Source organism: Klebsiella sp. GL120222-02 (assembly GCF_003097195.1).
Classification (GTDB): domain Bacteria; phylum Pseudomonadota; class Gammaproteobacteria; order Enterobacterales; family Enterobacteriaceae; genus Klebsiella; species Klebsiella variicola.
Genome location: NZ_QEQO01000003.1, coordinates 714,021 through 728,261 on the forward strand (window position 1 = coordinate 714,021; position 14,241 = coordinate 728,261).

Here is a 14,241-nt window from a genome sequence, read left to right on the forward strand (position 1 = left end):
TATCTCCGGGCGCGCCCACCGCGCCCGCTCCTTCCCCCACTTCCCGGCTACAATTTAAACCAGTACCCACATTGTTACCTGTGCAAAAATTCAATAACATCAGGTTATTCAGGACGTTTTTCCATACACCTCAGGTTACGAGAGCCAGCATCTAATGAAGAAACAGACTTTGCTGTTGAGTGCGTTAGCGTTAAGCATTGGGTTATCGTTGTCGGCCCTGCCTCCGGCAGCAGCATCCTTACCGACTCAGGTGCCCGGCCAGGGCGCGTTACCGAGCCTGGCGCCGATGCTGGAAAAGGTCCTGCCAGCGGTGGTCAGCGTGCAGGTGGAAGGCACCGCCTCGCCGACGCTCAATATGCCGGAAGAGCTGAAGAAATATTTTGGTGATAACGCCCCGCAGGAGCAGGCGCAGCCGTTTGAAGGGCTCGGCTCCGGCGTCATCATCGACGCAGCGAAAGGCTACGTGCTAACCAATAATCACGTCATCAATCAGGCGCAGAAGATCAGCGTCCAGCTGAACGATGGCCGTGAATTTGATGCCAAACTGGTCGGCAGCGATGAACAGAGCGATATCGCTCTGCTGCAGCTGATCAAGCCGGCGAACCTGACGCAAATCGCCATTGCTGACTCCGATAAACTCCGCGTCGGCGACTTCGCCGTCGCCGTCGGCAACCCGTTCGGCCTTGGCCAGACCGCCACCTCCGGCATTATCTCTGCCCTTGGCCGCAGCGGCCTGAACCTGGAAGGGCTGGAGAATTTCATCCAGACCGATGCCTCGATTAACCGCGGTAACTCCGGCGGCGCGCTGTTGAACCTCAACGGCGAGCTTATCGGGATCAACACCGCGATCCTGGCGCCGGGCGGCGGTAGCATCGGCATCGGCTTCGCCATTCCAAGCAACATGGCGAAAACCCTCGCCGACCAGCTCATTCAGTTTGGCGAAATCAAGCGCGGCCTGCTGGGCATTAAAGGCATGGAAATGAGCGCCGATATCGCTAAGGCGATGAATCTCGACGTTCAGCGCGGCGCCTTCGTCAGTGAAGTGTTACCAAACTCCGGTTCCGCCAAAGCAGGGATCAAATCCGGCGACGTCATTGTCAGTCTGAACGGCAAGCCGCTGAACAGTTTTGCCGAACTGCGCTCGCGCATCGCCACCACCGAACCGGGGACCAAGGTCAAACTGGGCCTGCTGCGCGACGGAAAACCGGTCGATGTCGAAGTGACGCTGGATAAGAGCACCTCCTCCACCGCCAGCGCCGAGCTGATTATCCCTGCCCTGCAGGGAGCCTCGTTCAGCGATGGTCAGATGAAGGACGGTACCAAAGGCGTGGTGATCGATAATGTCGATAAAGGCAGCGCCGCCGCCCAGGTCGGCCTGCATAAGGATGACATTATCATTGGCCTTAACCGGGAACGTATTCATTCGATTGCCGAACTGCGCAAAGTGCTTGAAGGCAAACCGCCGGTCATCGCCCTGAATGTGATCCGCGGCAACGAAAGCATCTATCTGCTGCTACGCTGATTGTCTTCCCGGACATCGCCGCCATGTGCGATGTCCGGACAACTCATGCTATGCTGCGTCTGACCATTCATTAACGATATTTGCATCATGCCTGGAAAGTTATTACGTTCGATACTCATCGGTTTGATTGTCGGGGGACTGCTGCTGGCCCTGATGCCATCGCTGCGCCAGTGGCAGCTGACGCCGACCACCCAAAACGATACGGCAGACGACTCCCCTGTGAGCTATAACGCCGCCGTACGCCGCGCGGCGCCCGCCGTGGTGAACGTCTATAACCGCGCCCTGAACAGCACCAGCCATAATCAGCTGACGCTTGGCTCCGGGGTGATCATGGATCAGCGCGGCTATATCCTGACCAACAAGCATGTTATCAACGATGCCGATCAGATCATTGTCGCACTGCAGGACGGCCGCGTCTTCGAAGCGCTGCTGGTCGGATCCGACACCCTGACTGACCTCGCCGTGCTGAAGATCAACGCCACCGGCGGGCTGCCGGTGATCCCGATCAACCCGAAACGCACGCCGCATATTGGCGATGTCGTCCTGGCGATTGGCAACCCCTATAACCTGGGGCAGACCATCACTCAGGGGATCATCAGCGCCACAGGGCGCATTGGCCTCAACCCGACCGGCCGCCAGAACTTCCTGCAGACTGACGCCTCGATTAACCACGGTAACTCGGGTGGGGCGCTGGTGAACTCCCTCGGCGAGCTGATGGGGATTAACACCCTCTCCTTTGACAAGAGCAATGACGGCGAAACGCCGGAAGGCATTGGCTTTGCGATCCCGTTCCAGTTAGCGACCAAAATTATGGATAAGTTGATCCGGGATGGCCGGGTGATCCGCGGCTATATCGGCATTAGCGGCCGGGAGATCGCCCCGCTGCACGCGCAGGGCGGCGGGATCGATCAGATCCAGGGGATCGTGGTTAACGATGTGGCGCCTGATGGCCCCGCAGCACAAGCCGGGATCCGCGCCAACGACGTGATCATCTCCGTGAATGACAAACCTGCGGTTTCTGCACTGGAGACGATGGATCAGGTGGCCGAGATCCGCCCGGGATCGGAAATTCCGGTAGTCATCATGCGTGATGATAAGAAAATTACGCTCCATATCGCCGTTCAGGAATACCCGGCCACCAACTAAACGGCTCCCCGTTTGGGGAGCCTCGTTAATCGCTAAATACCGGACCGGCCGGGAATCTGACCAGAAACCCGGTCACCGCCAGCAGCGATCTCAGCCCGGGCCAGACTATCTGTCGCTCGCGAAGCTCATCATCCAGCGTCAGTAGCGCAAATTCCCCCTTCTCACCCAGCACGCCACCCTGCCAGAGCAGGCGCTGCGCCTGCTGCCGCGCCCAGGGCGACTCACTCTTCCAGGCCAGCAAATGCAGCAGCGCCTGCTGCAGACAGACGCTGTGCGAATGGTTATCCCGCCGCAGCCGCCGGTAAACGGGCAGGGACACGCTGCGCACGGTATAAAATCCACTGCCCGCCTCTTCATCGCCTTCAGGAATAGCGCGGGCGAACTGCCCCGCCACGTCGCACAGCCGGTTGTGCGTCAGCGGAAGTTGCCGGGCGCTGAGCGCCCCGGCCGCCATGCACAGCAGACCGCTGCGCTGCAGCGAGGGCGTCGCAGAGCGCACGACCGCCGCCGGTAAGGCGATCACCGCCCGTGTCGCCTCGTCAGCGTTATGGTCAGCGCCGGCCTCATAACAGCTGGCCAGCAGCGCTTCACCAGGCGTGGCGTTCAGCGGGGGCGAAAGCAGGTTCAGCGCCGGCTGCAGTTGTGCAAGTTCATCGCCTGACGCCAGCATGGCGTCAACCACCGCCTCCCGTGTTGATGTCCGGTTTTCCGGACAGCATGCTATGGCTTCATTCATCACCGTCTCCTTATGAGAAATCTCCGCGGCCGGTATGCCAGCCGCGGGAACAGGCTGGCCTACATCGCCAGCACGTACTTGAGCATCACCCCGGCGGCGATCGCCGAGCCGATCACCCCGGCCACGTTCGGGCCCATGGCGTGCATCAGCAGGAAGTTCTGCCCGTCCGCTTCCAGACCCACTTTGTTCGACACCCTGGCTGCCATCGGCACCGCCGACACCCCCGCCGAGCCAATCAGCGGGTTGATTTTGTGCCGGCTGAACACGTTCATCAGCTTCGCCATCAGCACCCCGGCCGCGGTGCCCACGCAGAAGGCGATCACCCCCAGCACCAGGATCCCCAGCGTCTGCGGCTGCAGGAACTTGTCCGCCACCAGCTTGGCCCCCACCGACAGCCCGAGGAAGATGGTCACGATGTTGATCAGCGCGTTCTGCACCGTATCGCTCAGCCTCTCCACCACGCCGCTCTCGCGCATCAGGTTGCCGAAGCAGAACATCCCCAGCAGCGGCGCGGCGTCCGGCAGCAGGAGCGCCACCAGCAGTAACAGCACCGCCGGGAACAGGATCTTCTCCCGCTTACTCACCGTGCGCAGCTGCACCATGCGGATCTTCCGCTCCTTATCCGTGGTCAGCGCCTTCATGATCGGCGGCTGGATCAGCGGCACCAGCGCCATGTAGGAGTAGGCCGCCACCGCGATGGCCCCCAGCAGCTCCGGCGCCAGCTTGCCCGACAGGTAAATCGCCGTCGGGCCGTCGGCGCCGCCGATGATGCCGATGGCCGCCGCCTGCGGCAGGGTGAAGCTGATGATGCCGAAGTAGTTCAGCGTCAGCGCCCCGAGCACGGTGGCGAAGATGCCGAACTGCGCCGCCGCCCCCAGCAGCAGGGTGCGCGGGTTGGCCAGCAGCGGGCCGAAATCGGTCATCGCCCCGACGCCCATAAAGATGACCAGCGGCGCAATGCCTGAGCCAATCGCCACCTTATAGAAGATGGCCAGCACCCCGGCGGAGTAGCCCATGTCCACCGCGAGGCTCTCCATCTGCCCCTGCACCGACGGCAGGGCCAGCGCCAGCGCCTCCTTAATGGCGTGGACGTCCGGCGCGCAGTGGAGCTTCGCGGCAATCACCGCCAGCTGCGCCGGGTCGTGGTGGGCCAGCAGGCTCTCCAGGGCGGTGAGCGCCAGCCCGGCCTCCGGGATGTTCGACAGCAGGCCGCCGAAGCCAATCGGCAGCAGCAGTAACGGCTCGAACTTCTTCGCAATCGCCAGCCACAGCAGCAGCAGGCTGACCAGCAGCATCACCGCCTGGCCGGCCCCCAGGTGCATCAGCCCCATGCCCTGAATCAGGGCGTTCAGACTTTCCATTTCCGCTCCTCGTCCTTACGCCAGCTGCAGCAGAGTGTCGCCGACCGCCACCGCGTCGCCGGCTTTCACCGCGATACCGCGTACGGTCCCGGCCTGCGCGGCGCGGATTTCGGTTTCCATCTTCATGGCTTCCAGAATCAGCAGCACCTCGCCTTCGGCCACCGTCTGGCCTTCCGCGGCCAGCACCTTCCAGATAGTGCCCGCCAGCGGGGCGGTCACCGGGGTGCCGGCGCCGGCCGGAGCCGGGGCGGCAGCAGGCGCAGCGGCCACCGGCGCGGCGCTGAGCTGGCTGACGTCGCCGCCGTCGCTGACTTTGACCACAAAGGCTTTGCCTTCCACCTCCACGGTGTAGATACCGGAGGCGGCTGGTTTTTCTGCTTTTGCCAGCGGCTGCGCGGCTTCCGCCTGCGGTACCGGCTCAAAGGCTGCCGGGTTGTGGCGGTTTTCGAGGAACTTCAGGCCGGGCTGCGGGAACAGGGCCACGGTGAGCACGTCGTCGATGGCGTTTTCGGCAAGGGTGATGCCTTTCTCCTGCGCCTGGCGTCTGACGTCGGCTTCCAGCTGCGCCAGCTCCGGCTTCAGCAGGTCGGCCGGGCGGCAGGTGATGGCCTCTGCACCCTCGAGCACCCGCGCCTGCAGGGTGGCGTTCACCGGCGCCGGGGTGTGGCCGTACTCGCCCTTCAGGATACCGGCGGTCTCTTTCGCGATGGTTTTGTAGCGCTCGCCGGTCAGGACGTTGAGCACCGCCTGGGTGCCGACAATCTGCGAGGTCGGGGTCACCAGCGGGATGAAGCCGAGGTCCTCGCGCACGCGGGGGATTTCCGCCAGCACCTCATCCAGACGGTGGGCGGCGCTCTGCTGCTTCAGCTGGCTTTCGAGGTTGGTGAGCATCCCGCCCGGGACCTGGGCGACGAGGATACGGCTGTCGGTGCCCTTCAGCTGGCCTTCGAAGGCGTGGTACTTATTACGCACCTCGCGGAAGTACGCGGCGATGCTCTCCAGCTTGTGGATATCCAGCCCGGTGTCATATTGCGTGCCGGCGAGGGTGGCGACCAGCGCCTCGGTGGCCGGGTGGCCGTAGGTGGCGCTCATTGAGGAGATGGCGGTGTCGACGCCGTCGACCCCGGCTTCAATGGCCTTCAGCAGCGCCATCTCCGCCATCCCGGTGGTGGCATGACAGTGCAGGTGCAGGGTGACGTCGTAGCGCTTCTTGATTTCGCTGACCAGCTCAAAGGCGGCATGCGGCGTCAGAATGCCGGACATGTCCTTGATGGCGACGGAGTCAACGCCGGTCTCCAGCAGCTGTTCGGTGAGGTCGAGCCAGGTCTGCAGGGTGTGCGCCGGGCTGGTGGTGTACGAAAGCGTGCCCTGGGCGTGGGCGCCGTGGCGGCGGACCGCCTGCAGGGCGGCCTGCATGTTGCGCGGGTCGTTCATGGCGTCGAAGACGCGGAAGACGTCCATGCCGTTTTTGACGGCGCGCTCCACGAAGCGCTCCACCACGTCGTCGGCGTAGTGGCGGTAGCCGAGCAGGTTCTGGCCGCGGAGCAGCATCTGCAGCGGGGTCTTCGGCATCGCCTTTTTCAGCTCGCGCAGGCGGACCCACGGGTCCTCGCCGAGGAAGCGGATGCAGGCGTCAAAGGTGGCGCCGCCCCAGCACTCAAGGGAGCGGTAGCCGACGTCATCCAGCTGAGCGGCGACGGGGAGCATATCGTCGAGACGCAGACGGGTGGCGAACAGGGACTGGTGGGCGTCGCGCAGGACGACATCGGTAATGGCAACGGTCATAAATTCCTCCGTGAATTAAGGGTGAAGACGGCGATGGTGGTGAATGGCGGCGACAATCGCCGGCTTTAAGCGGGCGAAGTCGTCGGCGGGCGCGACGGCGGCCGGGGCCGGTTTGGGGGCGGCAGGCGGCTCGGGAAACAGGCGGTTGACGGCGAGGGACATTCCCCGGATGGCGAAAATGAGCAGCAGCAGGAACACCAGCACAAAGCCCATGCCGAGAAACATCAGGGTGAAGCCTTCGCCTAACAGGACGGCATTGTCAGTCATAAAATAGCCTTTGGGAGGGGCGCAATAATGGCTAACAGCAGACCGCGTTAGCCGAGTGGATTTCCCCGGACCGCCTGGTCAGAAGCCTCTGTTTAGCAGTCAGTTGCCGCTGTCATTACTGCGCTATATATTCAATCGGGGTTATTTAATGAAGCTCACATGTTTGCAGATTTCATCGGCGACAATGTCTTTGCGCTGATTAAAGATCACTTTATTCTGCTCAAACAGGTTATTGCCGTGGGTATCGATTGAGACAATTAACGGCCCGAACTCTTTCACCCGACATACCCATAAGGTTTCCGGCATCCCTAAATCACGCCACTGCGCATCTTCGATTTCTTCCACGCAGACCGCGGCGACGACCGCGCAGCCGGCCGGGAACACGCAGTGCAAGGCTTTATGCTCGGCGCAACCCTCTTCGGTTCCCTTCCCCATACCGCCTTTACCAACGATTAATTTCACGCCAGTCCTGGCAATAAACTCTTTTTCAAATTTCTCCATGCGCATACTGGTGGTCGGCCCAACGGAGACCATTTCAAATTTATCTTCCGAACCTTTAATCGGTCGCACAATCGGCCCGGCATGCAATATCGCGCCACCGGCAACATTGACCGGTAATTCACGCCCGCCCTCAATTAAGCGACGATGAGCCACATCGCGACAGGTCACAATATGGCCGTTGAGATAAATGATATCGCCCGCTTTAATATCAGCTAAATCTTCATCTTTAATGGGCGTAGTGAGTATTTTTTTAGCCATCAGAATGCCACTCCTGTGTGAGACGTAATGGTGTAGTTCAGGTCTTTATCGAAAACGATATGTCCTTTGCGGTGCGACCAGCAGCCGACGTTGACCGCCACGCCAATGGTGGAAGGATGGCGTGCGGTATTTTCGATATTGACGCCCATCACGGAGGTATTGCCGGACATCCCCTGCGGGCCCAGACCGATTTTGTTGATGCCGTCTTCGAGCATTTTTTCAAGCGATGCCGCCCGTTCGTTATCATTGTGCGAGCCAATCGGGCGCATCAGCGCTTTCTTCGACAGCAGCGCCGCGGTTTCCACCGACGTTGCCACCCCAACGCCAACCAGCAATGGCGGACAGGCGTTCAGGCCATAGCTGGTCATCACATCCAGCACAAAGCGGGTCACCCCTTCATAGCCAGCGCCAGGCATTAACACCATCGCTTTACCCGGCAGCGAGCAGCCGCCGCCAGCCATATAGGTGTAGATGCTGCACTGATCGGAATTGGGAACGATCTCCCAGAAGACCGTCGGCGTACCTTTACCGACGTTTTTGCCGGTGTTGTATTCATCAAAGGTCTCGACGCTGTTATGACGCAGCGGGGAGTCGACGGTGGCTTTGATCACCGATTCGCGCAGCAGCGCTTCCAGTTCGCCGATCAGCGGAAAGTTGGCGCCGCACTCCACCAGAAACTGGATCACGCCGGTATCCTGGCAGGAGGGACGATCCAGCTCTTTCGCCAGACGCTGGTTTTCAATCATGGTGGTAAAGATGACGTCCGCCAGCTGGCTGGTCTCTTTCTTATGCAACTCTTTTAGTTTTGCCGTGACGTCATCAGGCAATACTTTGCCGGTATATCCCACAAATCTGGCCATGATGTCGGTCATGCGGGATATCTGTTCGCTTTTGCTCATAAAGGCTCCTTAGTCAGAACAGCGTCCGTAAGTTACGGATGAAAAGGGAAAAGGATTGGCAGCAGGATCAGGCTGACAATGGTGGAAACGATAATCAGAGGGATGCCGGATTTGGCGTAATCGACGAACTTATAGCCCCCGGCCGACAGCACCATCATATTGGCGGGCATCCCGATCGGCGTCGCATAGGCGCAGGAGCTGCCAATCACCGTCGCCATCAGCACCGCACGCGGATCGGCGCCCATACCGGCGGCAATCGACAGGCTCACCGGCACTAGCAGCGCGACGGTGGCGGTATTGGACATAAAGTTGGTCATCACCACGGAGAGGGCAAAGACCACCACCAGCAGCATGAACGGCGAGGAGTTGTTGCCCAGTAGACCGATAACCTGGTCAGCCACCAGCTTGCCCGCCCCGGTCATTTCCAGCGCCTTTGCCAGCGCCAGGGTGCCGCCGAAGATAAAAATAGTCTGTGAATCAATGGCCTTGTAAGCTTGCTTTTCCGTCAGCACCCCGGTAACCACCAGCACCAGGGCACCGATACAGCCGGCCACCGCCAGGCTAATGCCGGTCTGTTTTTCGAAAATCATGCCGAGGATCGTGGCGATCAACACCACCAGGGACAGGATCTGCTTCCAGCGTGGAACGTGGCTGTAATCCCGCTGTTCGCCGACGCTGCCCACTTCCCCGCTGTTTGGATTATTGGGCAAAAACTTATAGCCGATGGTCAGGAAATAGAGGATGCCGCAGACCAGCATCGGTAGACCCACTTTCGCATACTCAAAGAAACCGAAGCCGCTGCCGATGTTCTGTAAGGCCGATTGCGCGATCAGGTTGCCCGGGGCGCCAATCAGCGACAGGTTGCCGCCCAATGCGGCAGCAAACACCAGCGGCATCAGCAGACGCGAGCGGGAAAACCCCGATTTGGCGGCCACGCCAATGACGACCGGGATCAGCACCGCCGCCGTACCGGTGTTGGAAAGAAAGCCCGACATCACGCCGACCACCACCATGATGGTGAAAATCAGCTGTTTTTCGGTTTTGGCGAAGTGAGTGATCACCCCGCCGACTTTATTGGCCATCCCGGTTTCAAATAACGCCCCGCCGACGATGAACATGGCGACAAAAAGAATGACATTGCTGTCGATAAAACCGGCAAAGGCCTGCTTCAGATCCAATACGCCAGTGACCACTAACGCCACACAAACCACCATGGAAGTCACTGCCAGCGGCACTTTCTCCCAGACGAACATGACGATAGCGAACACCAGCAAACATAGGGTGATGGTAATCGGTTCCATACTTATAATTCTTCCTATCAATGATATATGATATTGTATCCAATATTGACGAGGGAGAAATTATTCCCATGCAAAAAGTAAGTCAATGCGTTTTTGTGGAATGATCGCGCAATGAGATCTACATCAAGATCCTGCGCAGATCGTCACGTTGAGGAATTAATAACGTTGATAAATATAACAAACGCCAGCTATTCGCTGGCGATCGATCCGGTCAGGGAGCAGGATCGGGCAGGTAACGCGTGAGCATATTCTCCATCGAGCGGATGATATGCTCATGCATTCGCTGACGGGCCAGCGCTTCGTTATGCTGCTCAAGCGCTTGTAAGATCGCTTTATGTTCACGGAGGGAAATGACGGCGTACTCTTCTTCGGTCACCTTGTGCCCCATCGACAGTCCGTTCCACATGTTGCAGAGCAGCATCTTCATTTTTTCATTTCCCGCCGCGTTCCAGATCTCCATGTGGAAGGCCTGATTCAGGTCGGAATATTCAGCAGAATTATTGTCTGCCAGCGCCTTCTCTGCGGCATAGTGAACCTGAGCGATGCGTGAAATATCGGTCCCTGGACGAGAAGCTTTCGCCACCGCTTCACTTTCCAGTACAGCGCGAATTTCGTAATGCTCGCGGATAGTCTGCTCATTAATCCCCAGCACCACCGCACCTTTATTCGGCCGCACTTGAATCAGACCATCGGCGGCTAAAATCTGAAACGCTTCACGTACCGGCATGCTGGAAACGCCAACCATTTTGGCAATCCCTTCAAGGGTAATTTCCTGCCCTTCCACTAAATCCCGCGAAAGGATCGCTTTACGCAAAACCGCCGCCACCTGCTCCTTCGCGGAAAGAAGCTTAATTTTCCCTAATTTAGGCTTCTGCACTTTCCCAATCCTTCATATGTTGACGCATTATCTCCGCAAGCATAAGGAAATAACGCTGTGTTGCCTGAGCAATTTTTTCGCCTTCGCCATGGCCAATGGCGCTCGCCAGTTCGTTCAGGATCTGCGCCGACTCCTGGCCATCCTCTTTCAGGTACAGAATGACATAGGAAATATAACCGTCCAAAAATTGCTGATACGCCTTTGCCAGATAGCGGTTATCAAGATAGGAAATCAGCAACTGATGAAACGCCAGTTCACCGGCGTTATCGCCAGCACGCGCCAGCTCCTGCGCGCGCGCGCGAAGTAATTCCCCCTGATTTGCCGGCACGAGGGCAAACAGTTCCGCAGCCATCACCGCGATGACGCGAAAAATATGGCTCACATCCTCGACGGCCAGCGTGGAGACCTGCATATGTCGGTTAGGCAAGCGCACCAGAAATCCTTCCTGTTCAAGGGACTGTAGCGCTTCCCTAACCGGCATACGTGAAAGTCCCAATTGTTCCGCGATGTTCTCCTGAGTCAGTTCCTCCCCAGGTTTCATGGCGCCGGAGAGGATCTGATAACGAATCATCTGCGCGATTTGGTCCCGGGTCTGTTTTCTTTCGATCTTTTTCACGCTGTCCTCATGGCTGGTGGCTTAAAACGCGGGGGATTTTAGCAGATTTGCCCGACCGCTGGCGCATGGAGGCGAAAAGTGAGGCAATAAAAAGCCGGAACAACGGTTCCGGCTTTTTTGCACGTGCGAGGTTACTTGTTGACGAAGTCTTCGCCGAGCGCGATATCTTTCTTCAGGGTGTCCAGCATGCCTTCCAGCGCCTGCTGCTCAAAGGCGCTGAGTTTGCCGATAGACTGTCGCTCTTCCACGCCGTTTTTCCCCAGCAGCAGCGGCTGGGAGAAGAAACGCGCATAGTGGCCGTCGCCTTCCACGTAGGCGCACTCCACCACACCTTTCTCTCCCTGCATCGCGCGAACCAGAGAGAGACCAAAGCGCGCAGCCGCCTGACCCATCGACAACGTCGCCGACCCACCGCCCGCTTTCGCTTCCACGACTTCGGTACCGGCGTTTTGAATGCGTTTAGTCAGATCGGCCACTTCCTGATCGCTGAAGCTGACGCCCGGGATCTGCGACAATAATGGCAGAATGGTGACGCCGGAGTGACCACCAATGACCGGGACTTCCACCTCGGTTGCCGATTTACCTTTCAGCTCAGCGACAAAGGTATTGGAGCGGATAATGTCCAGCGTGGTGACGCCGAACAGCTTGTTTTTATCGTACACGCCGGCTTTTTTCAGCACTTCGGCGGCGATAGCCACGGTGGTATTCACCGGGTTGGTGATAACACCGATGCAGGCCTGTGGGCAGGTTTTGGCAATCTGCTGCACCAGGTTCTTAACGATGCCGGCATTCACATTAAACAGGTCGGAACGATCCATGCCGGGCTTACGCGCTACGCCCGCGGAGATCAGCACCACATCAGCGCCTTCCAGCGCCGGGGTAGCATCTTCACCGGAAAATCCTTTAATTTTTACATCTGTGGGGATATGACTTAGATCTACCGCCACGCCCGGCGTAACCGGAGCGATGTCGTACAACGAGAGCTCTGAACCTGAAGGCAGTTGGGTCTTAAGTAGTAGGGCAAGCGCCTGGCCGATACCACCGGCGGCGCCAAGGACTGCAACTTTCATCCTAAACTCCTTATTATGGTTAATTTAGTCTTTCGTTATTCCGTCGCCTGGACCTTAATTCACAAGATGAACAATTACAATGATTATGGCTGAAGAATGCATTATTGTGCGTAGCAATAGAACAGCGGCGCACTTTATGCTTCCTGACTGACCATCCAGCAAAGCGAAGTACCGGATCGACTGTTGGTTACAATACACCCAGCCAGTTGCGCAAAACAACACCAACTCAATAACATTTCATTTACTTTTACATGGCTTTAAGCGTTGTGATGTGAACATGTTCCTTATATGGTTTTTTTGCTAAAATATGCCCCCTTCATAACATTATTGACCTATCCCGTTGCGGATTATTTGCATAAAAATTCACGGTTATGCATAATGATGTTGTTTTTACCACCATAATCTGGGTGACTTATGCGAAGTTCGGCAAAACAAGAAGAACTGGTTAAAGCGTTTAAAGCGCTGCTTAAAGAAGAGAAATTCAGCTCGCAGGGTGAGATCGTCCAGGCGCTGCAGGAAGAAGGCTTCGAGAATATCAACCAATCGAAGGTCTCCCGCATGCTCACCAAATTTGGCGCGGTTCGTACCCGTAACGCCAAAATGGAAATGGTCTATTGCCTCCCTGCTGAGCTTGGCGTGCCGACCACCTCCAGCCCGCTGAAAAATCTGGTGCTGGATATCGACTATAACGATGCCGTCGTGGTGATTCACACCAGCCCCGGCGCGGCGCAGCTGATTGCCCGTCTTCTCGACTCGCTGGGCAAGGCGGAAGGTATTCTCGGCAGCATCGCCGGGGATGACACCATCTTCACCACCCCTGCGCGCGGCTTTACGGTGAAAGATCTGCACGACGCCATCCTGGTCCTGTTCGAACAGGAACTCTGAGTATTCCCCTCTGGCAATCGTCAGAGGGCGACTCCCCTTTCTTTCTCTCTCACGCCCCTCAATCCAACAATTATTTAACATTTTGTGTGATTTAACGCGTCTATACGTTCTTTTACTTAAGGGAAACGCCTAAAACGCACAAAAGATCAAATTCGCATACCTTTATGATTTTATTAGAAATAAATCTTATCACTGCGGATAAGTTGTCATTTTTAATTCTTATAGGTTATAAAAAGCGCAATTCATTGTAACTATTAACACGCAAAACAATTAGCATGGTATTAATATTTTTGGTGATTAGTGTATACTTGGTTTTGTGATGAGGGTCACGAAACAAAGACCCTCAACAAAAAGATTCGACGAGGTGAACATCATGAAAATCAAAACCACTGTAGCAGCACTCAGCATCCTGTCCGTCGTGTCGTTTGGCGCTTTTGCCGCTGACGTTATCAACAGCGAGCAAGCCCAGGGCCGCGAGGCCATCGGCACAGTTTCCGTCGGCGCGGTAGCCTCTTCCCCGATGGATATGCATGAAATGCTGAACAAGAAAGCGCAGGAAGAAGGGGCTTCTTCTTATCGCATTATCGAAGCCCGCACTGGCGACCACTGGCATGCCACCGCTGAGCTTTATAAATAAGTTGTAGTTCGTCAACGACTAACCCGACACAGATTCTCTACCGCGGCCTGGGCGCATACATCCCCCGCCGCGGCAAAACAAAGACTGGAGTAAAGATTATGAAACGCGCAATGATCATCGCATCCCTTGGCCTGGCTTCCGTTCTCTCTTTCGGCGCAAGCGCGGCCGTTCAGCAAGTTAACGCTGAACAAGCACAAAACCTGCAGTCCATGGGCACCATCTCCGTATCCCAGGTAGGTAGTGCGCCAATGGACATGCGTCAGGAGCTGGCCGCTAAAGCCGAGAAAGAAGGCGCCAGCAGCTACCGTATTATTGAAGCACGTACCGGCGATAGCTGGCACGCCACCGCTGAGCTGTACAAATAAACCCTCGTCGTCTTA

The 14,241-nt window shown here is 57.5% G+C and carries 15 protein-coding genes; 5 read left to right on the forward strand and 10 right to left on the reverse strand.

Going from position 1 to position 14,241, the window contains the following annotated elements; genetic code table 11:
- The first annotated feature begins 154 nt into the window (after window positions 1-154).
- Window positions 155-1,522, forward strand: a complete 1,368-nt coding sequence (gene degQ, locus N438_RS13570; RefSeq protein ID WP_008806666.1) for a serine endoprotease DegQ — start codon at window positions 155-157, stop codon at window positions 1,520-1,522.
- 87 nt (window positions 1,523-1,609) lie between these two features.
- Window positions 1,610-2,668, forward strand: coding sequence for an outer membrane-stress sensor serine endopeptidase DegS (degS, locus tag N438_RS13575; protein WP_008806667.1), 1,059 nt, complete (start codon window positions 1,610-1,612; stop codon window positions 2,666-2,668).
- A gap of 25 nt (window positions 2,669-2,693) precedes the next feature.
- On the opposite strand, the gene N438_RS13580 is transcribed toward degS, so the two are convergent.
- From N438_RS13580 to mdh, 10 genes are all read right to left on the reverse strand, one after another.
- Entirely contained in the window at window positions 2,694-3,404 is a 711-nt protein-coding gene (locus tag N438_RS13580; RefSeq protein WP_008806668.1) for a hypothetical protein, read from the reverse strand.
- Window positions 3,405-3,463: 59 nt separating this feature from the next.
- Window positions 3,464-4,765, reverse strand: coding sequence for an oxalacetate decarboxylase subunit beta (locus N438_RS13585; protein ID WP_004147009.1), 1,302 nt, complete (start codon window positions 4,763-4,765; stop codon window positions 3,464-3,466).
- A gap of 15 nt (window positions 4,766-4,780) precedes the next feature.
- Window positions 4,781-6,550: a sodium-extruding oxaloacetate decarboxylase subunit alpha gene (gene oadA, locus N438_RS13590; RefSeq protein WP_046881355.1), complete on the reverse strand. Its 1,770-nt coding sequence runs from the start codon at window positions 6,548-6,550 to the stop codon at window positions 4,781-4,783.
- A gap of 15 nt (window positions 6,551-6,565) precedes the next feature.
- Window positions 6,566-6,817: an oxaloacetate decarboxylase subunit gamma gene (locus tag N438_RS13595; protein ID WP_012540458.1), complete on the reverse strand. Its 252-nt coding sequence runs from the start codon at window positions 6,815-6,817 to the stop codon at window positions 6,566-6,568.
- 141 nt (window positions 6,818-6,958) lie between these two features.
- Complete coding sequence (gene ttdB, locus N438_RS13600) at window positions 6,959-7,576, reverse strand: L(+)-tartrate dehydratase subunit beta (RefSeq protein ID WP_008806673.1); 618 nt, start codon at window positions 7,574-7,576, stop codon at window positions 6,959-6,961.
- Window positions 7,576-8,475, reverse strand: a complete 900-nt coding sequence (gene ttdA / locus N438_RS13605; protein WP_008806674.1) for a L(+)-tartrate dehydratase subunit alpha — start codon at window positions 8,473-8,475, stop codon at window positions 7,576-7,578. The genes ttdB and ttdA overlap by 1 nt, the downstream gene beginning before the upstream one ends.
- Window positions 8,476-8,507: 32 nt before the next feature.
- Entirely contained in the window at window positions 8,508-9,776 is a 1,269-nt protein-coding gene (locus tag N438_RS13610; protein ID WP_012967161.1) for an SLC13 family permease, read from the reverse strand.
- 211 nt (window positions 9,777-9,987) lie between these two features.
- A complete protein-coding gene (locus tag N438_RS13615) occupies window positions 9,988-10,653 on the reverse strand; it encodes a GntR family transcriptional regulator (protein WP_008806676.1) in 666 nt (221 codons plus the stop codon).
- Window positions 10,640-11,269, reverse strand: coding sequence for a GntR family transcriptional regulator (locus tag N438_RS13620; protein ID WP_008806677.1), 630 nt, complete (start codon window positions 11,267-11,269; stop codon window positions 10,640-10,642). The genes N438_RS13615 and N438_RS13620 overlap by 14 nt, the downstream gene beginning before the upstream one ends.
- A gap of 131 nt (window positions 11,270-11,400) precedes the next feature.
- Window positions 11,401-12,339, reverse strand: a complete 939-nt coding sequence (gene mdh, locus N438_RS13625) for a malate dehydrogenase (RefSeq protein WP_008806678.1) — start codon at window positions 12,337-12,339, stop codon at window positions 11,401-11,403.
- A gap of 414 nt (window positions 12,340-12,753) precedes the next feature.
- Here mdh and argR point away from each other — a divergent pair, with 414 nt between their 5' ends.
- From argR to yhcN-B, 3 genes are all read left to right on the forward strand, one after another.
- Window positions 12,754-13,224 (forward strand): transcriptional regulator ArgR, encoded by a 471-nt coding sequence (gene argR, locus N438_RS13630; protein WP_002918625.1) that lies wholly within the window; start codon window positions 12,754-12,756, stop codon window positions 13,222-13,224.
- A 373-nt stretch (window positions 13,225-13,597) separates the two neighbouring features.
- Entirely contained in the window at window positions 13,598-13,861 is a 264-nt protein-coding gene (gene yhcN / locus N438_RS13635; RefSeq protein WP_008806679.1) for a peroxide/acid stress response protein YhcN, read from the forward strand.
- A gap of 98 nt (window positions 13,862-13,959) precedes the next feature.
- Window positions 13,960-14,226, forward strand: coding sequence for a DUF1471 family stress response protein YhcN-B (yhcN-B, locus tag N438_RS13640; RefSeq protein ID WP_008806680.1), 267 nt, complete (start codon window positions 13,960-13,962; stop codon window positions 14,224-14,226).
- Window positions 14,227-14,241: the final 15 nt, after the last annotated feature.

Coding starts and splice junctions, on each gene's coding strand:
- degQ (WP_008806666.1), top strand. CDS start 155: ATGAAGAAACAGACTTTGCTGTTGAGTGCGTTAGCGTTAAGCATTGGG.
- degS (WP_008806667.1), top strand. CDS start 1,610: ATGCCTGGAAAGTTATTACGTTCGATACTCATCGGTTTGATTGTCGGG.
- N438_RS13580 (WP_008806668.1), bottom strand. CDS start 3,404: ATGAATGAAGCCATAGCATGCTGTCCGGAAAACCGGACATCAACACGG.
- N438_RS13585 (WP_004147009.1), bottom strand. CDS start 4,765: ATGGAAAGTCTGAACGCCCTGATTCAGGGCATGGGGCTGATGCACCTG.
- oadA (WP_046881355.1), bottom strand. CDS start 6,550: ATGACCGTTGCCATTACCGATGTCGTCCTGCGCGACGCCCACCAGTCC.
- N438_RS13595 (WP_012540458.1), bottom strand. CDS start 6,817: ATGACTGACAATGCCGTCCTGTTAGGCGAAGGCTTCACCCTGATGTTT.
- ttdB (WP_008806673.1), bottom strand. CDS start 7,576: ATGGCTAAAAAAATACTCACTACGCCCATTAAAGATGAAGATTTAGCT.
- ttdA (WP_008806674.1), bottom strand. CDS start 8,475: ATGAGCAAAAGCGAACAGATATCCCGCATGACCGACATCATGGCCAGA.
- N438_RS13610 (WP_012967161.1), bottom strand. CDS start 9,776: ATGGAACCGATTACCATCACCCTATGTTTGCTGGTGTTCGCTATCGTC.
- mdh (WP_008806678.1), bottom strand. CDS start 12,339: ATGAAAGTTGCAGTCCTTGGCGCCGCCGGTGGTATCGGCCAGGCGCTT.
- argR (WP_002918625.1), top strand. CDS start 12,754: ATGCGAAGTTCGGCAAAACAAGAAGAACTGGTTAAAGCGTTTAAAGCG.
- yhcN (WP_008806679.1), top strand. CDS start 13,598: ATGAAAATCAAAACCACTGTAGCAGCACTCAGCATCCTGTCCGTCGTG.
- yhcN-B (WP_008806680.1), top strand. CDS start 13,960: ATGAAACGCGCAATGATCATCGCATCCCTTGGCCTGGCTTCCGTTCTC.